This window comes from Bifidobacterium sp. LH_413, assembly GCF_056357015.1.
On sequence record NZ_JBKEVK010000005.1, the window covers coordinates 1 to 19,363 of the forward strand.

19 protein-coding genes and 2 rRNA genes are annotated in these 19,363 nt (G+C 66.3%); 15 read left to right on the top strand and 6 right to left on the bottom strand.

The genetic code is table 11. The annotated features are described in order from the left end of the window. From AC1AYN_RS08195 to AC1AYN_RS08210, 4 genes are all read left to right on the top strand, one after another. A 23S ribosomal RNA gene (locus AC1AYN_RS08195) occupies window positions 1-93 on the top strand; the annotation flags it as partial. Between the two features lie 170 nt (window positions 94-263). Next, window positions 264-380: ribosomal RNA gene (gene rrf / locus AC1AYN_RS08200) — 5S ribosomal RNA — on the top strand. A gap of 267 nt (window positions 381-647) precedes the next feature. Beyond that, window positions 648-1,532 (top strand): Cof-type HAD-IIB family hydrolase, encoded by an 885-nt coding sequence (locus AC1AYN_RS08205; RefSeq protein ID WP_476502312.1) that lies wholly within the window; start codon window positions 648-650, stop codon window positions 1,530-1,532. A 5-nt stretch (window positions 1,533-1,537) separates the two neighbouring features. Further along, complete coding sequence (locus AC1AYN_RS08210; protein WP_476532883.1) at window positions 1,538-2,383, top strand: HAD family hydrolase; 846 nt, start codon at window positions 1,538-1,540, stop codon at window positions 2,381-2,383. A 44-nt stretch (window positions 2,384-2,427) separates the two neighbouring features. On the opposite strand, the gene AC1AYN_RS08215 is transcribed toward AC1AYN_RS08210, so the two are convergent. Both AC1AYN_RS08215 and AC1AYN_RS08220 read right to left on the bottom strand, forming a co-directional pair. Then, the gene (locus AC1AYN_RS08215) at window positions 2,428-3,069 is read right to left on the bottom strand and encodes an alpha/beta hydrolase (RefSeq protein ID WP_476532884.1); all 642 of its coding nucleotides are present in this window, start codon (window positions 3,067-3,069) and stop codon (window positions 2,428-2,430) included. A 101-nt stretch (window positions 3,070-3,170) separates the two neighbouring features. Further along, complete coding sequence (locus tag AC1AYN_RS08220; protein WP_476532885.1) at window positions 3,171-4,667, bottom strand: DASS family sodium-coupled anion symporter; 1,497 nt, start codon at window positions 4,665-4,667, stop codon at window positions 3,171-3,173. Window positions 4,668-4,873: 206 nt separating this feature from the next. Here AC1AYN_RS08220 and AC1AYN_RS08225 point away from each other — a divergent pair, with 206 nt between their 5' ends. From AC1AYN_RS08225 to AC1AYN_RS08240, 4 genes are all read left to right on the top strand, one after another. Beyond that, the gene (locus AC1AYN_RS08225; RefSeq protein ID WP_476532886.1) at window positions 4,874-6,595 is read left to right on the top strand and encodes an NAD-dependent malic enzyme; all 1,722 of its coding nucleotides are present in this window, start codon (window positions 4,874-4,876) and stop codon (window positions 6,593-6,595) included. Between the two features lie 105 nt (window positions 6,596-6,700). Beyond that, a complete protein-coding gene (locus AC1AYN_RS08230) occupies window positions 6,701-7,681 on the top strand; it encodes a LysR family transcriptional regulator (protein ID WP_476532887.1) in 981 nt (326 codons plus the stop codon). A 142-nt stretch (window positions 7,682-7,823) separates the two neighbouring features. Continuing rightward, window positions 7,824-8,453 carry a sugar O-acetyltransferase gene (locus AC1AYN_RS08235; protein WP_476532888.1) on the top strand — a complete coding sequence of 210 codons (630 nt, stop codon included), beginning with the start codon at window positions 7,824-7,826 and terminating at the stop codon, window positions 8,451-8,453. A gap of 9 nt (window positions 8,454-8,462) precedes the next feature. Further along, entirely contained in the window at window positions 8,463-9,092 is a 630-nt protein-coding gene (locus AC1AYN_RS08240) for a sugar O-acetyltransferase (protein ID WP_476532889.1), read from the top strand. Here the strand turns inward: AC1AYN_RS08240 and AC1AYN_RS08245 are convergent. Further along, on the bottom strand, window positions 9,043-9,807 hold the full coding sequence (locus AC1AYN_RS08245) for a MurR/RpiR family transcriptional regulator (RefSeq protein WP_476532890.1): 765 nt from the start codon (window positions 9,805-9,807) through the stop codon (window positions 9,043-9,045). The two genes, AC1AYN_RS08240 and AC1AYN_RS08245, sit on opposite strands and share 50 nt — an antisense overlap. A gap of 207 nt (window positions 9,808-10,014) precedes the next feature. Here AC1AYN_RS08245 and pyrB point away from each other — a divergent pair, with 207 nt between their 5' ends. The 7 genes from pyrB (at window position 10,015) to pyrE (ending at window position 16,577) form a co-directional block, all read left to right on the top strand. Continuing rightward, a complete protein-coding gene (gene pyrB / locus AC1AYN_RS08250) occupies window positions 10,015-10,977 on the top strand; it encodes an aspartate carbamoyltransferase (protein ID WP_476502416.1) in 963 nt (320 codons plus the stop codon). Beyond that, complete coding sequence (locus AC1AYN_RS08255) at window positions 10,977-11,411, top strand: aspartate carbamoyltransferase regulatory subunit (RefSeq protein ID WP_476502321.1); 435 nt, start codon at window positions 10,977-10,979, stop codon at window positions 11,409-11,411. The genes pyrB and AC1AYN_RS08255 overlap by 1 nt, the downstream gene beginning before the upstream one ends. Before the next feature lie 9 nt (window positions 11,412-11,420). Next, window positions 11,421-12,869, top strand: coding sequence for a dihydroorotase (locus AC1AYN_RS08260; RefSeq protein ID WP_476532891.1), 1,449 nt, complete (start codon window positions 11,421-11,423; stop codon window positions 12,867-12,869). A gap of 93 nt (window positions 12,870-12,962) precedes the next feature. Beyond that, window positions 12,963-13,910 carry an orotidine-5'-phosphate decarboxylase gene (gene pyrF, locus AC1AYN_RS08265; RefSeq protein WP_476502323.1) on the top strand — a complete coding sequence of 316 codons (948 nt, stop codon included), beginning with the start codon at window positions 12,963-12,965 and terminating at the stop codon, window positions 13,908-13,910. 54 nt (window positions 13,911-13,964) lie between these two features. Continuing rightward, window positions 13,965-14,792: a dihydroorotate dehydrogenase electron transfer subunit gene (locus tag AC1AYN_RS08270; protein ID WP_476532892.1), complete on the top strand. Its 828-nt coding sequence runs from the start codon at window positions 13,965-13,967 to the stop codon at window positions 14,790-14,792. Further along, window positions 14,780-15,751 carry a dihydroorotate dehydrogenase gene (locus AC1AYN_RS08275; protein ID WP_476502325.1) on the top strand — a complete coding sequence of 324 codons (972 nt, stop codon included), beginning with the start codon at window positions 14,780-14,782 and terminating at the stop codon, window positions 15,749-15,751. The genes AC1AYN_RS08270 and AC1AYN_RS08275 overlap by 13 nt, the downstream gene beginning before the upstream one ends. 124 nt (window positions 15,752-15,875) lie before the next feature. Then, window positions 15,876-16,577: an orotate phosphoribosyltransferase gene (pyrE, locus tag AC1AYN_RS08280; RefSeq protein ID WP_476532893.1), complete on the top strand. Its 702-nt coding sequence runs from the start codon at window positions 15,876-15,878 to the stop codon at window positions 16,575-16,577. A gap of 154 nt (window positions 16,578-16,731) precedes the next feature. On the opposite strand, the gene ybaK is transcribed toward pyrE, so the two are convergent. The 3 genes from ybaK to AC1AYN_RS08295 all read right to left on the bottom strand — a co-directional run bounded on the left by ybaK (window position 16,732) and on the right by AC1AYN_RS08295 (window position 19,350). Next, complete coding sequence (ybaK, locus tag AC1AYN_RS08285) at window positions 16,732-17,241, bottom strand: Cys-tRNA(Pro) deacylase (protein WP_476502327.1); 510 nt, start codon at window positions 17,239-17,241, stop codon at window positions 16,732-16,734. Window positions 17,242-17,335: 94 nt separating this feature from the next. Further along, window positions 17,336-18,394, bottom strand: coding sequence for a type I glyceraldehyde-3-phosphate dehydrogenase (gene gap, locus AC1AYN_RS08290; RefSeq protein WP_034526007.1), 1,059 nt, complete (start codon window positions 18,392-18,394; stop codon window positions 17,336-17,338). A 206-nt stretch (window positions 18,395-18,600) separates the two neighbouring features. Continuing rightward, complete coding sequence (locus tag AC1AYN_RS08295) at window positions 18,601-19,350, bottom strand: thiamine diphosphokinase (RefSeq protein ID WP_476532894.1); 750 nt, start codon at window positions 19,348-19,350, stop codon at window positions 18,601-18,603. Window positions 19,351-19,363: the final 13 nt, after the last annotated feature.

Below are 19,363 nucleotides of genomic sequence, written 5' to 3' on the forward strand. Positions count from 1 at the left end.
CCCCCCATGCAGAACACGTGGTCGATAGGCCGGACGTGGAAGCCCCGCGAGGGGTGGAGCCGACCGGTACTAACGGGGAAGCGCGACACACATTCATCCCCTCCTATAGGGGACGGCATCAACCTCTTCTGCGGATCATACGCGACACGGAGCAACCGTGACAGCACAACCCAAGCGATCAACAGCGTCCACCATCCGGTCCCCGAACCACCAGCCCGAGGGACTGCGGAACCCCACATGGTTCCCTCCCACAATTGAAGATTTGCGGCGGTCATAGCCCAGGAGAGACGCCCGGTCCCATTCCGAACCCGGAAGCTAAGACCTGGCACGGCGATGGTACTGCACCCGAGAGAGTGTGGGAGAGTAGCACGCCGCCGCATCCACACGATAAGAAAGGGCCCTTGGTCGAGCACAGCTCCCAAGGGCCCTCGCATATCCGAACCCACCCACCACACGCGCCCCCGCCGGCACGCCGGGGACCACCCTCCGACGCGCGTGCCGCGCGCCACCTCCCGCCAGCGGGAGGAAACACACTCCGACATTAGGTAGCTCTTGCGGGGCGGGGAAAAATCTATATAACCTTCGCTTGTTGAAATATGTTGCGGTATGATGTTCTGTGTCCTGCGGCCGCCAAGAGAAAGGCAGCGATGATGCCCGCCGATACTCCGAAAATCATCTTTCTTGATGTGGATGGGACGCTCGTCGATTATGAGAACAACCTGCCCGACTCCGCCGTCGGGGCGATTCGCGAAGCCCGTGCGAATGGACACAGGATCTACATCTGCACCGGTCGTAGCAAAGCCGAGGTCTATCCGCCATTATGGGAGATCGGGCTGGACGGCATGATCGGTGGTAACGGCAGTTATGTGGAGAGCGATGGCGAAATCGTCATGCACCGGACATTGAGCCTCGACCAGTGCACGCGCGCCGTCGACTGGTTGGACGCGCGTGGACTCGCGTTCTATCTGGAAAGCAACAGCGGATTGTTCGCCAGCAGGGATTTCGAGAACGGTGCGTTGGAGGCTGTACGCGCCTATTCGGCGCGCAAAGGCAAAACGAATGCGGATACGATGACCGTTCACGACGGATACCCGGACATGATCTACGGCGGCGAACTGTATCGTGATGACGTGAACAAGATCAGTTACGTGCTCGGCTCCCAACAGGATTTCCTCGATGCCGAACAGGAATTCGACGACATGCATAACGGCACCTGGGGCGGTAGGGGAGCGACCGCCCTATGGGGCGATCTCGGTGTCAAGGACATCACCAAAGCACATGCCATCGATTGCCTGCTCGCATATCTCGGTGCCGATCGGGCCGACACCATCGCATTCGGTGATGCGGCCGTCGACGTGCCGATGCTCGAATACTGTGCCTATGGCGTGGCAATGGGTAACGGGTCGCCCGACGTCAAGCGGGCCGCAGATCTCGTCACCGACGACGTCGAAGAGGATGGTCTGGCGCACGCGTTCGCACGACTTGGATTGATCGGGCGTCGGACCACGGAAACAGGACACGGTGAAAGGTGAAGAACATGAACCGCAGCATCATCTTCCTTGACATCGACGGCACGTTGTTCGGGCGTGACCATATCATCGCCCCATCCACGCTTGACGCGATTCATACCGCGCAACGCAACGGACATCTCGTCTTCATCGATACAGGGCGTTCGCGTCCCGAAATCGATGACGACGTGCTCGCGCCCGGATTCGACGGCATCGTCGGTTCGGTCGGCGCCTACATCGAGATCGGCGGCAAAGTGCTGCTCGACCGGTTCATCGATCCCAAGACGGTGACGCGCGTTACGCGCGTGTTCGATGAGATCGGCGTCAACTACATGTGGCAGTCGTCACAGGGATTATGGGCGTCGGCCGGATATATGGCGCACGTCGACTGGGTGCGCCGCAACCTGCGCGCCGACTACGGCGGCGATTGGTGGCGTGTACTCGAAGCGAGCAAAGCCGACGCCTGGCTTGATCACGTCGATCTCGGCGAACTCGTCCCCGCCTCGAAATGCACGTTCTTCGCACCACCCTCGTCACGACTCACGTTGGACGATATCCGTGAAGCCGTCGGCGATCGTCTCCACATCGTCAGCGGTTCGATGGGATTGGAGGCGCCGACGAACGGCGAAGGGATGACGCCGGGAAACGACAAAGGCACCGGACTCGCATACGTGGCCGGTCTGTATGACGTCGACATCGCCGATACCATCGCCATCGGCGATTCGGAGAACGATACCGAGATGATCGAAACGGCCGGCGTGGGCGTCGCCATGGGCAATGCGACCGACGGCATCAAGGCCATCGCCGATTGGACCACCACCGCGGTGGACAAGGACGGCATCGCCGTCGCCTTCCGGCATCTCGGTTTAATCTGATTCGCAAGCCGCGACACGGCGGAGGAAGGGCGGAATAGGAAAGTTCAAAGTTCAATGAACTTTCTGATGTCCTCGATCTCCGTCTCACGGATGGCGTGGCCCATGCCGGTGTATTCGCGGGATTCGAGGCGACCGGTCTCTCCGAGCACACGGTGCGCGGTACGCTGGTCGTCGATTGGGATCGTGCGGTCTTCGGAACCGTAGAGCAGCAGGAAACGTGTATCGCCGCCGATCGCCGAACCGTCCGTCGTCTCCTCTCCCTTGAACGACGGACTCATCAGAATCGCCGCATCGAACACGTCGGGGTGTTCGCGCACGATGCGGTAGGACATATAGCCGCCCTGCGAGAATCCTACGAGGATCTTCCGCCGGGACGCGAACATCGGCGAATCCAGCAGCGCGACCACCGCATCGCCCACCGCTGAGCACTCCCGGCGTCGCTCCTCGACGCCGCAACCGTCCGGATACCAGTAAGCGCCGCCCATATAATCGCGGTCGTAGGTGCCGTGGAACGACAGGTAGCTCGGGGTCCGTCCCGTCCCCGCATACACGCCGTCGATGACGCGGATCATCTCACGCTCATCGTTGCCGTAGCCGTGGAACATGACGAACAGACGGTCGTCGGCCGCCCTCCCATCGCCGTCCGTGGCGATGGTTTCGATACGGTTCACCGAACTGAGACGCATGATTGTTCCTTCCTGTCGCACATGGCCGTGCGTCGCATGCCATCCGTGACACGCGACGCACGTTTTCCTTCAGTGTCTTCAGTGTAGAGGGAGCCCGGCCGTCACCACAGGCCGATGAGTCTCCACCATCCCAGACCGACGGTCAGATAGATGGCGACCGTCACCACGCCGCATACCAGGCCGACGCGCAGGAACTCGGCGGTCTTCACGTAGCCCGCGCCGTAGATGAGTGCGGACGGGCCGGACGCGTAATGCGTCATCGCGCCGATCAGACCGGACGTGCAGCCGAGCAGCAGCGCCGTCGCCATCGGGGGAGCGCCGGCCGCGACCGCCACGGACAGGAACAGCGTGTAGATCGCCACGACCTGCGCGAGTTCGGAGGCGAACATGTAGTGCAGCAGGAAGTAGCAGACGGTGAGCAGGACGAGCACCACCGGCCAGGACCAGCCTTCGATGGAATCGGCGATGAACGCGCCCGCCCATTCGGTGACCCCCAGTTCGTTCAACGGGGTGGCCATACCGACGAGGATGCCGAAGAAGATCAGCGTGGACCATGCGGACGAGTTCGCCGCCATCTCCTTCCATGTGATGATGCCCGTGACGAGCAGCACGGCGACGCCGAGGAACGCGACGGTCGTGGCGTTGATGCCGGTGATCTGGCCGGTCGCCCACAGGACGAGCATCGCCGCGAAGGTGAGCAGCATGATCCACTCCTTGACGGACAGGCGTCCCAGCGACTTCAGCTCGGCCTTCGCATCCGCCTGCGCGCTCGGCACGTGCCTGACGCTCGGCGGGTAGATGAGATAGACGAGCGCGGGGATGACGATCAGACACAGCAGGCCGGGCACGATTGCGGCCAGAGCCCATGTGCCCCAGGAGATCGGTGCATCCGAATCGGAGGCGAGTTGGGCGACCACCGGGCCGGCGGCCATTGCGGTGATGAACATGGAGGAGGTGATCGCGTTCACGTTGTTCGCGGTGATGCACAGGAACGCTCCGATGCGGCGGCGCGACTCATCGGACTTCGGCGTGGATTCCTGCACGTCGCTGATCGACGTGATGATCGGGAACAGGATGCCGCCCAGACGCGCCGTGTTCGACGGCGTCGCCGGTGCGAGCAGCAGATCGGCCGCGGTCAGACCGTAGGAGATGCCGAGACTGGACTTGCCGAGCAGGCTGATGAACACGAGCGCGATGCGTCGGCCCAGTCCGGTCTTCACGAATCCCTGGGCGATGAAGAACGCGGCGACGATCAGCCAGATCGACGCGGAGCCGAGACCGGAGAACGCGGCGGTCTTCGGATCCATCGTGCCGGTGAGCATCGCCACGGTCAATCCGATGATCGCCACGGCGGACGTGGGCAGCGGCTGGAGAATGAGCCCGAGGATCGTGCCGAGGAAGATCGCCAGCATGTGCATGCCTTGGGCGGTGAGGCCGTCGGGCACGGGCACGACGTAGATGACGAGGGTCACGGCGATGCAGATAGCGGCCTTGAGCGCCTGCGCATGCGGGATGGAGGCTGCGGCCTTGGCCGCCGCCGGCATCGCGGAGACCGACTGCGCGCTCGGGGAAGACTTCAACGGTATGGACATGGTCATCGTGACTCCTTCATTGGGGCTGTCCCTCCGGACTTCATCGGTGGAGGGAACGGATGATGCGACCGATTGCCCCAAGGCTACGATGTGGGCTTCGGCACCCGCAAATAAGCGACGCCTATATGGGGGCCGACTGTTCCGGCACGCCGTTGCGAATCGTCGGAACCGTTGCGGGGAACGGCGTGTCGTCATAGTGGTCCCGCTTATTTGTGGGAGCGTGCGGTCCGCTCCTATCGTATGAGGCGACGCGGCGACGAAGCCGACGACAGGACCTGAACCGACATCCGAACACAAGGAAAAGGAGCGACACCATGACCGGATTCGCCACACTCAAGGATTCCTTCACCAACCGCGGCCTCGCCGCCACGATCGACGAACGCGTCATCGCCGACGTGGACGGCCTGCTGCCCGCCGCCGTGCAGTCGCTCGACATGCAGGAGGAGACCGTGTACGAGCGTTTCCGGAGCATCGGTGACGATCTCGGCAAGCGCCTGTTCCTGATGGGCGTGTGCCGCGAGAACCGCCGTCTGTTCTACCATGGCATGTCCAAGCATCTGACCGAATACATGCCGATCGTCTACGCGCCCACCGTCGCCCAGTCGATCATGCAGTACGACAAGTACTATCTCGGTTCCGACGTCGCCTACGTGTCCATCGAACACCCCGAGCGCATCAAGGATGCGCTGCGCCAGTACGCTGAAGGCCGCGACATCGACCTGATTGTCGCCACCGACGGCGAAGGCATCCTCGGCATCGGCGACTGGGGCGCGCAGGGCGCGGAGATCCTCACCGGTAAGCTCGCCGTCTACACGGCGGCCGCCGGCATCGACCCGGCCCGCGTCCTGCCCGTCATGATCGACGTGGGCACCGACCGCAAGGAGCTCCTCGACAATCCGCGCTACGTCGGCAACCGCTTCCCGCGCGTGCGCGGCGAACGCTACGACGCGTTCATCGACGCGTTCGTCCATGACTGCCTCGAGCTCTACCCGGACGCGCTGCTGCACTGGGAGGACTTCGGACGCCCCACCGCCGCGCCGATCCTCGAACGCTACCGGGGCGACGTGCTCACCCTGAACGACGATATCCAGGGCACCGGCGTGACCGTGCTCGCCGCGCTCGTCGCCGCCCGCCGCATCGCCGGCACCTCCTATGACGACACGCGCATCCTCGTCTTCGGCGCGGGAACCGCCGGCGTCGGCATCGCCGACCAGCTCGTCGACGACCTCGTCGTCAGCGGCGGCATGGACCGCGCCGAGGCGATGGGACGCGTCGCGCTCGTCGACCGCTACGGTCTCATCGTCGAAGGCCAGGACGGACTGACCGACGGCCAACGCAAGTACGCGCGCAAGGCCGGCGAATTCCCGTCGCTCGCCGATCCGACCGACCTGGCGTCCGTGGTCGACGCGTTCCAACCGAGCGTGCTCATCGGCACCTCCACCCGCCCCGGCGCGTTCGACGAGCGCGTGGTGCGCGCCATGTGCGCCCACGTGGAACGCCCGCTGCTGTGCCCGATCTCCAACCCGACCGAACTTGCCGAGGCGAAGGCGGCCGACGTGATCCGCTGGTCCGAAGGCAAGGCGTTCGTCATCACCGGCACCCCGTCCGCGCCCGTCGAGTACGAGGGTGTGACCTACCACATCGGCCAGGGCAACAACGCGCTCATGTACCCGGGCATCTGCTTCGGCGCGATCGTCGGCAAGGCGCGGCTCGTCAGCGACCGCATGCTGCTCGCCGCCGCGCACGCCATCTCCGGCATGTCCGACGTGGACGAGCCGGGCGCCGCCGTCCTGCCGCCCGTCAGCGATCTGAAGGAGATCTCGCGCAGGGTCGCCGTCGCCGTCGCCGAACAAGCCATCGCCGAAAGCCTCAACCGCGAACCCGTGCCGGACGTCGAAGCCGCCGTCGAAGCGAACACCTGGCGCATCGGCTGAGCCGCGGACGGACACCGTGGCGGGCGCCGCCGCGGTCGGATCGGAGCCGCCTCGCCTCGGGGACCACGCTACAATGGCGTGAGGAACCTCAAGGCAAGGCGGCTCATGGCATCGATAGACAACATCCGCGATCTGGAGTTCTTCCAGCTCGTCGCCGAACTCGGCAGCTTCACCGATGCGGCCGCGGCCGCCCGCGTCTCCCAGCCCACCGTCTCCCAGGCGGTCAAACGGCTGGAACGGCGGCTCGGCGCGACGCTCATCGAACGACGCCGCTTCGGCGCCGGGGGAGAGGCGACGCTCACCCCGGCCGGCCTCGCCCTCATCCGCCACACCGCCGCGATCCTCGACGAGATCAACCGCCTGCCCGACGAGATCGCGCGCGCCGGACGGTCGGACCTCGCGGCGGGCGACGACCAGACCGTCTCCTACTCCGGGGGCCTGCCGCCGATCATCTCCGCCTACCTGCTGGGCGACGAGACCATCGACGCCCTGGCACACACCCTGTCCGGCGAACTCGACGGCGAGGTCACCGTGCAATCCGTCGGATCGCGCCGGCTCCTCGACGCCATCGAACGGCATACGGTCGATTTCGGCGCGGTCGCCGCCGTCGAATCATCGCCGTCGTTCGGCGTCGCGCGCACGTTCCGGATCGCGTCGTTCCCGTTCGGTCTCGCCTACGCGAAAGCCGGCGCGGCCGCGACGGCGCTCGCCGGCAGGATGACGTTCGACCTGTCCGACGGGAAGGCGATGCGAGGCATGCGGTTCGTCACCCTGTCCGACGATTTCGTGCATTCGAAGGCAGCGGGCGCGTTCATCCGCTCCCGCATCGACCCCACGGACATCATCGAGGTCGCCGACGTCGGCACGATGAAGTCGATCATCGCGTCCGGCATCGCCGTCGGACTGATGGCGTCCGTCGCGGTGGAAGGCGACGGACGCATCGCGTTCATGCCGGTGACGGGCGCGACGCTGCCCACCTTCGACGTCTACGTGTTCGACGACACCTCCTCGCATCCCGACGCGCGCCGCCGCCGGGACGGGGCGGACGCCTTCCTCGACGTCATCGGGCGGCGGCTGGCGGGCTGATCCTCCGGGCCCGCCGGCCGTTCCCGATCCGGCACGGAACGTACCGGATGACCGCCGGAACGGGTCCGCGAACCATGGCAACGCTACCATGGGAGTCGTGCCGCGGATCGGCGGCGAAGCGGACGGAAGGCGAGGAACACGCATGGAGGATACGCGGGAGACGATGGACAACGTGGCGCGCAAGGACGCGGGACTGCCGTACCACTACGACGACCCGGCCATCATGGACGGACAGCTCGCATGGCAGGACAAGCTGTGGGAGTACAACCAGACCAAACCCACCGAACAGGACCGCCGCGCCGAACTGCTCAAAGGCATGTGCGCCGAGGTCGGCGAAGGCGTGCACATCGAGACTCCATTGCACGCGAACAACGGATGCCGACGCGTGCACCTCGGCAGGGGCATCTACATCAACGCGTTCATGAGCATGGTCGACGACGCGGAGATATGGATCGGCGACTACGCGATGTTCGGACCGTCCGTCACCATCGCCACCGCAGGACACCCGATTCTGCCGATCCTGCGCGAACACCACTACACGTACGCGCTGCCGGTGCATATCGGACGCAACGTGTGGGTCGGCTCCAACGTGAGCATCCTGCCGGGCGTCACCATCGGCGAGAACAGCGTGATCGGCGCCGGCTCGGTCGTCACGCATGATATCCCCGCGAACGTGGTCGCCGTGGGCGTGCCATGCAAGGTGGTGCGTCCGATCGGCGAACACGACCGCGAATATTACTGGCACGACCGTCGCCTCGACGTGACCGAGTGAGGAGAGGACATGAACGAGCTCGACAAATGCATGGCGGGGGAGATCTACGACTGCCACGATCCGATATTCCTCGACTACAAGAACACCGCGCGGCGGCTGCTCGCCGAATACAACCGGCTGCCCTACGACGCGAAGGAACGCAAACGCGAGATCCTCGAATCGCTGTTCGGCTCGATCGGCGCGAACGTGTCCGTCGGCCTGCCGTTCATCTGCGACTACGGGCGCAACATCCGCATCGGCGACAACGTGTCCGTCAACATGAACTGCACGTTCGTCGACTGCAACACGATCGACATCGGATCGGACACGCTCATCGCGTCGAACGTGCAGCTGTACACGGCCACGCATCCGGTGGAGCTCGCGGACCGGCTCGCGGAAGGCTGGAAGCCAGGCGACGCGCACTACCGGTGGAACACGTACGCCAGGCCGATCCGCATCGGGCGCGGCTGCTGGCTGGGAGGCGGCGTCATCGTGCTGCCGGGCGTCACCATCGGCGACGGCACGGTGATCGGCGCCGGATCGGTCGTCACGCGCGACATCCCCGAGAACGTGGTCGCCGTCGGCAACCCGTGCCGTGTGCTGCGGCCGATCAACGGGAACGGGGCCGATCGGGCCGATCCGCATCGGAGCGCAGCCTGACGAGACGACGGGCCAACGATTCGATGACGAACACGGCGGGCAGCTGGCTGGTCGCGTTGTAGCCGCCGTTGACGCGCTCCGGCGCGAGACCGGCGGCGAACGACCAGTCGCACATCCCCGCCAGCGTGCTGCCGGGCGTGTTCGTCAACGCGAGGAGCCTCGCGCCGCGCGAGGCGAAGCCCTCCGCCGTCTCCAGCAGCTTCGGCGTCTCGCCGCTCTCCGACACGGCGATGACCGCCATGCCCGGTCGGGCGAACGTCCCGGACGGATAGAACGCGTCCGTCAACCCGATGGCGAACAGGCCGAGATTCGCGAACAGGCGCGCGCCGTAGTCGGCGATCGTGCCCGACGACCCCTCGCCGATGAAGACGATCGGGTCGGCCTTCTCCAGCAGCGACGTCGCCTCGCCGAGCATCGCCTCGAACGCGGGGGAGTCGGCGCGGGAGAAGAACAACGACAACTCGCCCAGATCGGCCTGCGGGACGGGACCCTGCTCCGGACGTTCGGCGGCGTCGCGCGCGGCCCGTCTGAACGCGTCGAACCCGTCGAATCCCATCCGCGCGCACCAGCGCATCACCGTGGACGGCGAGACATAGGTGGCGGCGGCCAGCTCGCGCACGGACATGTACGCCGCGGCCTCCGGATGCGCGGAGACGAACCGGCAGATCGCGAGCTCGGTGCGGTTGCAGCGTTCCAACTGCTCGAAGGTGAACATGGTTACGTACTGTAGCGCGCATGGCGTGCGACTGATCCGCCGCACGCCCGCGCAAGGTGAACGGAAGGTGACGCGCGGGGGACGGCTTGTGCGGCGGGCGTCGGAGAAATGGTCTATAGTCGGATAGGTCACGTTAGTGGCCACCTTGTCCGTTTCACACACGAAAGGTGAGCCGTGTCAACTGAACAGGAACCGGCGGAGACGCCGATGCTCGGCAAGAGCGTCATCTCGCTCGACGATCTCTCCATCCCCCAGATCACCGATCTGCTGCACAAGGCGCAGTACATCGACGCGCATCGCAGGGAGGTGGCGCACACCTGCGACGGCAGGGTGCTGGCCACGCTCTTCTACGAGCCCTCCACCCGCACGCGTCTGAGCTTCGAGACCGCGATGCTGCGTCTCGGCGGCAAGGTGATCGGCTTCGCCGGCGCGCAGCTCGCCTCCGTCTCCAAGGGCGAATCCATCGCCGACACCCTGAAGACCGTGTCCAACTACGTCGACGTGGTCGCGATCCGCCATCCGAAGGAAGGCGCGGCGCTCGTCGCCTCCCGCGCCGCCTCCGTGCCCGTCATCAACGCGGGCGACGGCGGCCACATGCACCCCACGCAGACGCTCGCCGACCTCGCCACGCTCCAGTCGCGCTTCGGCCGCGTCACCGACCTGACCGTCGGCCTGTGCGGCGACCTCATGTTCGGCCGCACCGTGCACTCGCTCATCGAGACGCTCTGCCGCTTCGGCAACGTTCGCTTCGTGCTCATCAGCCCCGACGAGCTCAAGACCCCGCAGTACGTGCTCGACCGCATCGACGCCACCCCGTCCTGCTCCTACGTGGAGGTCAAGGACCTGGTCTCCGTGATCGGCGACCTCGACGTGCTGTACATGACCCGCGTGCAGCAGGAGCGCTTCTTCAACGAGGACGACTACCTGCGTCTTCGCGACACGTACATCCTCGACGAGGACAAGCTCGCCCACGCCAAGAAGGACATGGCCGTGCTGCATCCGCTGCCGCGCATCAACGAGATCGCCGTCGAGGTCGACGACGACCCGCGCGCCGCCTACTTCGAGCAGGTGAAGAACGGCATGCTCATGCGCATGGCGCTCGAGAGCACGGTGATGGGCGACGAGCTGCCCGGCTACGAACCGTTCGAGAACAAGGAGGTCCAGGCCTGATGGAGGTCACCAGCATCCAAAACGGCATCATCATCGACCACGTGCCCGCCGGCACCGCGCTGAAGGTGCTCGACTACCTGAAGATCAACCCGGCGAAGACCAAGCTCGCCCTCATCATGAACACCGACAGCCACCTGTATGGCCGCAAGGACATCATCAAGATCGAGGACGAGGACGGCAAGAAGGGTCCGTCCATCGACCTCGACGTGCTCGGCCTCGTCGCGCGCACCGCGACCGTCGGCATCGTGCGCGGCGGCAGGATCGTCGAGAAGAAGACGCCCACGCTGCCCGAACACGTGGTGAACATCCTCACCTGCCGCAACCCGCGCTGCGTGACCACCACCGAACGCGGCATCGACCAGATGTTCCACCTGACGCACTCCGAGCGCCAGGAGTACCGCTGCGACTACTGCGACGAGGAAGCGAAACTGTAAGGAGCCGATATGCCGACGCTGCGCAACATCAAGGTGTGGAACACCGACGAGATCATCGACGTGAAGGTGCCGCTCGCCGCGGGATCCGTCCTGGAAGGGGAGCGCTCCGGCGCGGCCGGGTTCGAGCGACTCGAGATCGACGCCACCGGGCTCACGCTCGCGCCCGGATTCGCCGACCCGCACGTGCACTTCCGCGACCCCGGCCAGACCTACAAGGAGTCGATGGTCACCGGTTGCGCCGCGTCGGCCTCCGGCGGATACACCGACGTCCTCATCATGCCGAACACCGTGCCCGCGATGGACGGCGAGACGATCGTCGACCGGGACGCCCCCGGCGCCGACGAGGTGCTGTCCTCCGGCAGGAACGACGTCATCGACTTCCTGCAGCACTACTCGGCGGACCACGGCGTGACGCTGCCCGTGCGCTACGACCTGTGCGTGTGCGCCTCCAAGGGCCGCGCCGGCCGCGAGGCCACCGAATTCGAACATTGGCGCCGCCACATGCCGGGCGTCGGCGACGAGACCAAGGACGCCGACCAGCTCGCGCATCCGGTCACCGCGATCAGCGACGACGGCTCGGCTGTCACCCCGGAGACGCTTGATGCGGTGTTCGCGCTCGCCAAGGAGTCCGGCCTGCCGCTCATCGAGCACTGCGAGCACCACGACACGGGCGCGGTGAACGAGGGTCCCGTCTCGCGCAAGCTCGGCGTGCCCGGCATCCCCGAGGACACCGAGCTCAGAATCGTCGCGCGCGACATCGCCAAGGCGCGCGAGACCGGCGTGCACGTGCACTTCCAGCACGTGAGCACCGCCGGCAGCTTCGAGGCGATCCGCGCCGCCAAGGCCGAGGGCCTGCCGGTCACCTGCGAGACCGCGCCCCACTACCTCTCCCTGAGCGACGAGGCGCTGCTCACGTACGGCACGCTCGCCAAGATGAACCCGCCGCTGCGCTCGGAGGAGGACCGCAAGGCCACGTGCGAGGCCGTCGCCGACGGCACCGTCGACCTGCTCGCCACCGACCATGCGCCGCACACCATGGCGGAGAAGGGGCTCGGCTTCCTCGACGCCCCCAACGGCATCATCGGCCTCGAATGCGCGTACGGCGTGTGCCACAAGACCCTCGTCGACGGCGGCTACATCTCCGACGAACGCCTCATCGAACTGATGAGCGTCGAACCGATGCGTCTCATGGGCCATGAGGCCACCGACGTGACCGCGCTGCTCGACCGCGAGACCGACGCCTCGCGCGAACCGGACGCCAGGCGTGTGCTCGATTTGGGCGCGGTGAAGGACACGGCCGGGATCGGCCTCGTCGTGCTCGACACGTCCGGCGAGTGGACCGTCGACCCCGAGGGCTTCCACTCCAAGGCGCGCAACACCCCGTTCGGCGGATGGAAGGTGACCGGACGCCCGCTCGCCACCATCATCGGCGGCGAGATGGTGTTCAGCCGACTGTGACGGGCTTTCCGACAACCACCCCCAGTCACTGCGTGACAGCCCCCGCCAGCGGGGGCCGGGGTGAACGATAAGGACTTCAACGAAAGGAAACGCATGGACCGCTTGATCGACGCCATCGAGGCGACGCAGAACCCGAGCGTCGTCGGACTCGACCCCACCGAAGCGCTCGTGCCGCCGCAGGTGGTCGCGGGTCTCGCCGAGGAGGTCAGGGATTCGGTGGACGACCCCGCCGAAGCGCCGGCCGTACAGCTCGCCAGCGCCTTCTACGAGTTCAACCGCACCATCATCGACGCCGTCGCCGGCATCGTGCCCGCCGTCAAGCCGCAGATCGCCATGTACGAGGCGCTCGGTCCCGCCGGCGTCGACGTGTACACGATGACCTGCGACTATGCGGCCAGCCGCGGCCTGTACGTGCTCGCCGACGCCAAGCGCGGCGACATCGGCTCCACGGCCGCCGCCTACGCGCACATGCTCACCGGCGTGGACGGCTTCGACCCGTGGAAGGTCGACGCCGTCACCGTCAACCCGTACCTCGGCACCGACGGCATCACTCCGTTCGTCGACGCCGCCAAGGAAAGCGACAAGGACCTGTTCGTGCTCGTGCGCACCTCCAACCCTTCGTCCAGCGAGCTGCAGATGCTCGACCTCGCCGACGGATCGAAGGTGTACGAGCGCGTCGCCGACCTCGTCGAAGGCTGGGGCGCCGACTCGATCGGCACGCACGGCTACTCGCGCGTCGGCGCGGTCGTCGGCGCCACCCACCCCGAGGAGGGCAAGGCGCTGCGCAAGCGCATGCCGCACACGTTCTTCCTCGTGCCCGGCTACGGCGCCCAGGGCGGCACCGCCGCCGACGTGCGCGGCATGTTCGACGCGGACGGCTCCGGCGCCATCGTCAACTCGTCGCGCGGCATCATCGGCGCATGGAAGAAGGACGGACGCTACAACCCGTCCATGTCCGCCGACGACGCGCTCGCGCTCGTCGACGAGACGGCGCGCGACGCGGCCATCCGCATGCGCGACGACCTGCGCGCCGTGCTGTAGCCCCCGGACCCGCGCACCGAAACAGACCGACCACCGACCAACGTAAGGAGCACCATGAGCGCCACCTTCACCCCGACCTATGACGTGGTGAACGAGGCCGTCGCCGCGGGATTCTTCCCGCCGCGCCATCCCGTCGACGTCACCGACGTCACCGAACCCGCGCCGGGCGTCGTCCGGCTGACCTTCCGCGACCCGTACATCGCCAAGCACGCACGCCCCGCGCAGTTCGTGAACATCTTCACCGACGACCCGATGATGCCGATGCCGCGCCCGTTCGGCGTGAGCGAGACACATGACGACGAGGTGAGCGTCATCTTCGCCGTCGTCGGCAAGGGCACCGCCGGATTCGCACAGCTCAAGGCCGGCGACACGATCCAGGTGCTCGGACCCCTAGGACGCCCGTTCCATACGAAGACGGCCGCCCACTACGTGCTCGTCGCCGGCGGCCTCGGCGTGCCACCGCTCATCTACACGGCGCAGCGTCTCGCCGACGACCCGGCGACGCGCACCACCGCCGTGTTCGGCTACCGCAACGAGCATTTCGCCGACAAGTTCGTCGAGCCGTACGCCGATACCACCGTGAGCATCGACGAGTCGGAAGGCAACGTCATCACCCTGCTCGACCGTCTCGAAGCCGACGGCAGGCTCACCGTCGACGGACTCGACACGGTGATCCTGTCCTGCGGACCACTGCCGATGATGAAGGCCGTCGCCGCATGGGCCGCGGAACGCGACCTCGCCTGCCAGCTGAGCATGGAGCAGCGCATGGGCTGCGGCTACGGCACCTGCGTGCTGTGCACCGTGGACACCGTGGACGGACGACTCAAGGTGTGCGCCGACGGACCGGTGTTCACCCGCGAACAGCTCGGATGGGGGAAGTGAACATGACCGACGCGAAGCACACGGACCACATCAACCTGTATGAGGCCCACGAGTGGAAGCACTCCACCCAGGTGGCGGGCGTCACTTGGAAGAACCCGGTCGGCACCGCCTCCGGCACCTTCCAGTACGCGGCCGTGCGTTGGTTCTACGACGTGAGCCAGCTGGGAGCCGTTTCCACCAAGGGCTGCTCGCCCGTACCGTGGGAGGGTAACCCGTCGCCGCGCACCGCCGAGGGCCCCGCCTCCAACATCAACGCGGTCGGCCTGCAGAACCCGGGCGTCGACCATTATCTCGAGGACGACCTGCCCAAGCTCAAGAAGGCGGGCGCCACCGTCGTGGCCAACGTGGCCGGACATTGCGACGACGACTATGCGGCCGTCGTCGCCAAGCTCGCCGACTCCGACGCCGACATGCTCGAGATCAACGTGAGCTGCCCGAACGTGACGCACGGCGGCATGAGCGTCGGCACCGACCCGGTCGCGCTCGCCAAGCTCATGGACCGTCTGCGCCCGATGACCGACAAGCCGATGATTATCAAGCTCACGCCGAACGTGACCGACATCACCGTGCCGGCGCGCGCCGCCGTCGAACACGGCGCCGACGCGCTGAGCATGATCAACACGCTGCTCGGCATGCGCATCGACATCCGCACCGGCGAGCCGATCATCGCGAACACGACCGGCGGCGTGTCCGGTCCGGCCGTGCTGCCGATGGGCCTGGTCGCCGTCTACCGCACGCGCACCGTACTGCCTGACATCCCGATCATCGGCATCGGCGGCATCGATTCCGGCGAGAAGGCGCTCGAATACCTGTACGCGGGCGCGAACGCCGTCGAGGTGGGTGCCGCGGCGCTGTTCGACCCGGTCGCGCCGCTGCGCGTCGCCCGCGAGCTCGACGACCTGCTCGACGACCGTCCCGAACTCGCCGCCAAGCTCGCCGCTGGCGAGACCTGGCGCTGACCGGACGTTCCGGACAATCGTACGGCCCCCGCTGGCGGGGGCTGTCGGCGCAAGCCGACTGGGGGTGGACCACCCTCCGTCACTTCGTGACACCTCCCGCCAGCGGGAGGGGAAAAGGACAGACATGACCGACAACGCATCGCTCGACATCCGATTCACGCAGTTCCTGCTCGAATCCAAGGCGCTCAAGTTCGGCGACTTCACGCTGAAGTCCGGACGCAGGTCCCCGTACTTCATCAACGCGGGCGCGTTCGACGACGGCCGCAAGATCGCTACGCTCGGCGCGTTCTACGCCGAGAAGATCGCCGCCGAGATCGAGGCCGGCAACCTGCCGGAGGACATCGACACCGTGTTCGGCCCGGCGTACAAGGGCATTCCGCTGGGCGTGTCCACCGCGATCGCCCTCACCTCCGCCCACGGCATGGAGGTCGGCTACACGTTCGACCGCAAGGAGAAGAAGGACCACGGCGACGGCGGCATGATGGTCGGCACCCAGCTGAAGGACGGCATGAAGGTGCTGCTCGTCGACGACGTGATGACCGCCGGCACCGCCGTGCGCGAGGTCATTCCGAAGCTCAAGGCCGAGGCGGACGTCGAGGTCGTCGGCCTCGTGCTGTCCGTCGACCGCATGGAGAAGACCAAGGACTCCGACCTGTCCGCGGTGAAGGCCGTCGAGGCCGAGTTCGGCTTCCCGGTGTTCGCCATCGCGAACGTGCGCGAGATCTTCGAGGCGGGACGTTCGATCCTCACCGATTCCGGCGAGCCGTATGTGACCGACGCCATCAAGGCCGCGGCCGACGCGTATCTCGAACAGTACGGCGCGTGACGTTCGGGATGCCGAATCGATGAGGCTCCTGCCGCCCGTGATACCGGAGCGGCAGGAGCCTCATTCGTTGCGCGAGACACCCCCCTCAGTCCGCTCCGCGGACAGCTCCCCCCTCAAGGGGGAGCTGGGAGATGAACGGTCGGAGGGTGAACGGTCACCAGGTGCCGATGGGGGCGGCGGTGGCGTCGAGGACCTGGAGAAGATCGGTGGGGGAGACGCCGACGGAGAAGCCGCGCTTGCCTCCCGAGACGAGGATCGTGTCGAATTGCAAGGCGCTTTCGTCGAGCACCGTCTTGTGATGCGTCTTCTGGCCGAGCGGGGAGATGCCGCCGACGACGTAGCCGGATTCGCGCATCGCGACCTTCGGGTCGGCCATCGCGGCCTTCTTCGCGCCCACCGCGGCGGCGAGGGCCTTGAGATCCATGTGGCCGGACACCGGCACGACGCCCACGACGCGTTCCGAACCCGTATCCGCCATCAGCGTCTTGAACACCTGATGCTCGTCGAATCCGAGCTTCTTGGCGGCCTCCACACCGTAGCCGTCGTCCATGTGGTCGTTCGAGTGTTCGTATTCGTAGGGCGTGAACGCGACGCCCGCCTTCTCCAACTGCACGGTGGCCGGCGTGGAACCGGCGCCTTTCTCATGCTTCTTTTTCTTCGCCATGGCTCCCATGATACGAAGAAACCCCCGCCGGAAGGGTGGGGGTTTCATTCACCTTATATCAGCGGTGAAGCGATGCGGACGGATCCGCGCGGGTTCACTCGGAGATCTCGGCGAAGTACAGCAGGGTACGGATCATGTTGGAGGTGAAGCCGTACTCGTTGTCGTAGAAGGAGACCGTGCGGGCCAGGGTCACGCCGTCGATGGTGTTGACGTCGGTCTGGGTCGGGTCGAAGACGCCACCGTGGGTGTCGCCGAGGATGTCGGAGGAGACGATGCCCTCATCGTTGTAGCCGTAGTAGTCCGTGTCGGAGAAGGCGGCCTTGAAGGCGGCGTTGATCTCGTCGGCGGTGGTCTCGGTGTTGAGGACGGTGGTCAGCTCGGTGACGGAGCCGTCCGGGACCTGCACGCGCTGGGCGTGGCCCTGCAGCTTGCCGTTGACGGACGGGACGACCTTGCCGATGGCCTTGGCGGCGCCGGTGGAGTGGGCGATCGTGTTGATGCCGGCGGCGCGCAGGTTGCGACCGGACTTGGTGCCACGCGGGCCGTCCAGCAGCATCTGGGTGCCGGTGTAGGCGTGGATGGTGGTCATGAAGCCGGCCTTGATGCCGAACTTCTCGTCCAGCAGCTTGACCATGGCGGCCATGGAGTTGGTGGTGCAGGAGCCGGCGGACACGATGTTGTCGGAGGCCTTGAGGATGTCGTGGTTCACGCCGAACACGACGGTCGGGGTGACGTCGTCCTTGGCCGGGGCGGAGATCAGGACCTTCTTGGCGCCGGCGTTCAGGTGGGCCTGGGACTTCTCGGCGGAGGTGTAGAAGCCGGTGCACTCGAGCACGAACTCGACGCCGTCGTTCTTGACCCACGGAATGTTGTTGGCGTCCTTCTCGGCGTAGACCTTGTATTCCTTGCCGTCGACGACGATGGAGTCCTCGGTGGCCTTCACGTCGACCGGCGTGCCGTCGTCGTGACGGAAGGTGCCGTGGGTGGAATCGTACTTCAGCAGGTAGGCCAGCGTGGCCGGAGTGGTCAGATCGTTGATGGCGGCAACTTCGATGTCGCCGGCCTGGCCGCCGCGAGCCTGGAGCTCGAAGATGCGACGGAAGGCGAGACGACCGATGCGACCGAAGCCGTTGATACCAATCTTAACTGTCATGTAATTCTCCCTTGTAGGGTGACGCCGGCACGCTGGGCACGCCGGAGCCATTGTTTACCAACATCGACCACTCTAGTGCGTCGTCTGTACGAAACGCAACGTCTTCCATCGTGTTTCAGTCGAAAATCCCGAAAATTCCGTGAGCGTTCACATGAGTAGCATCAGGGCGGCCGGGCGTCGGCGGCGAAAGCGCGATGCCGCCGCCGTCAGCCCCGCAGCAGCGGCGAGACGCGCGTGTCCAGCGCGCCCAGATCGCCGCCGAACGGATGCCGCCGCGTCACGCGCGGCATCGGCGCCTCGGCGGGGAAGGTGACGACGAGCGTGCCCTCGCGCACGCCCACCGAGGCGGGCACGCCCGGACGGAACTCGTTGCTCACGCCCTGCACCGCGTCGGACGTGAGCGTGCCGTCGAGCATCTCGTATTTGAGGCCCGGCTCGTCCACGCCCCGCGAGACGTCGGAATGCGAGAACACCGACACCATGCGCCCGGCCGCCACGTCGTTCGCCGGGAAGTCGAGACGCGCGTCGCAGATCGCCGTCACGACCGTGCCGTCGCCGTGCAGGAACCCGATGCCGCCGTGATGCGCGACGAGCGCCATCAGCCGGATCGCGGAAAGCGTGTGGTCGATGCGCCCGCCCAGCGCGCCGTACACGTGGAACGTGCGGCAGCCGCGCGACCACGCCACCTTCAGCGCGCTCAGCAGATCCGGATCGTCCTTGAGCGGCGGCAGCGCGATCGTGTCCGCACCGGCCGCGGGGCGATCGCCTTCGAGCGAATCGAAATCGCCGACCACCACGTCCGGCGTCACGCCGGCCCCGCGCGCATGGTCGAGCCCGCCGTCCGCCGCGACGACGAACGCGCCGTCCGGCACGACGATCGGACGGTAGTCCGGCGAGGCGTAATATTCGCCCGCCGCGAACACGACGCACACGCGTCCCTCGATATCCGCACACATACCGGTCCAGTGT

Coding starts and splice junctions, on each gene's coding strand:
- AC1AYN_RS08205 (WP_476502312.1), top strand. CDS start 648: ATGATGCCCGCCGATACTCCGAAAATCATCTTTCTTGATGTGGATGGG.
- AC1AYN_RS08210 (WP_476532883.1), top strand. CDS start 1,538: ATGAACCGCAGCATCATCTTCCTTGACATCGACGGCACGTTGTTCGGG.
- AC1AYN_RS08215 (WP_476532884.1), bottom strand. CDS start 3,069: ATGCGTCTCAGTTCGGTGAACCGTATCGAAACCATCGCCACGGACGGC.
- AC1AYN_RS08220 (WP_476532885.1), bottom strand. CDS start 4,667: ATGACCATGTCCATACCGTTGAAGTCTTCCCCGAGCGCGCAGTCGGTC.
- AC1AYN_RS08230 (WP_476532887.1), top strand. CDS start 6,701: ATGGCATCGATAGACAACATCCGCGATCTGGAGTTCTTCCAGCTCGTC.
- AC1AYN_RS08235 (WP_476532888.1), top strand. CDS start 7,824: ATGGAGGATACGCGGGAGACGATGGACAACGTGGCGCGCAAGGACGCG.
- AC1AYN_RS08240 (WP_476532889.1), top strand. CDS start 8,463: ATGAACGAGCTCGACAAATGCATGGCGGGGGAGATCTACGACTGCCAC.
- AC1AYN_RS08245 (WP_476532890.1), bottom strand. CDS start 9,807: ATGTTCACCTTCGAGCAGTTGGAACGCTGCAACCGCACCGAGCTCGCG.
- pyrB (WP_476502416.1), top strand. CDS start 10,015: ATGCTCGGCAAGAGCGTCATCTCGCTCGACGATCTCTCCATCCCCCAG.
- AC1AYN_RS08255 (WP_476502321.1), top strand. CDS start 10,977: ATGGAGGTCACCAGCATCCAAAACGGCATCATCATCGACCACGTGCCC.
- AC1AYN_RS08260 (WP_476532891.1), top strand. CDS start 11,421: ATGCCGACGCTGCGCAACATCAAGGTGTGGAACACCGACGAGATCATC.
- pyrF (WP_476502323.1), top strand. CDS start 12,963: ATGGACCGCTTGATCGACGCCATCGAGGCGACGCAGAACCCGAGCGTC.
- AC1AYN_RS08270 (WP_476532892.1), top strand. CDS start 13,965: ATGAGCGCCACCTTCACCCCGACCTATGACGTGGTGAACGAGGCCGTC.
- AC1AYN_RS08275 (WP_476502325.1), top strand. CDS start 14,780: ATGGGGGAAGTGAACATGACCGACGCGAAGCACACGGACCACATCAAC.
- pyrE (WP_476532893.1), top strand. CDS start 15,876: ATGACCGACAACGCATCGCTCGACATCCGATTCACGCAGTTCCTGCTC.
- ybaK (WP_476502327.1), bottom strand. CDS start 17,241: ATGGCGAAGAAAAAGAAGCATGAGAAAGGCGCCGGTTCCACGCCGGCC.
- gap (WP_034526007.1), bottom strand. CDS start 18,394: ATGACAGTTAAGATTGGTATCAACGGCTTCGGTCGCATCGGTCGTCTC.
- AC1AYN_RS08295 (WP_476532894.1), bottom strand. CDS start 19,350: ATGTGTGCGGATATCGAGGGACGCGTGTGCGTCGTGTTCGCGGCGGGC.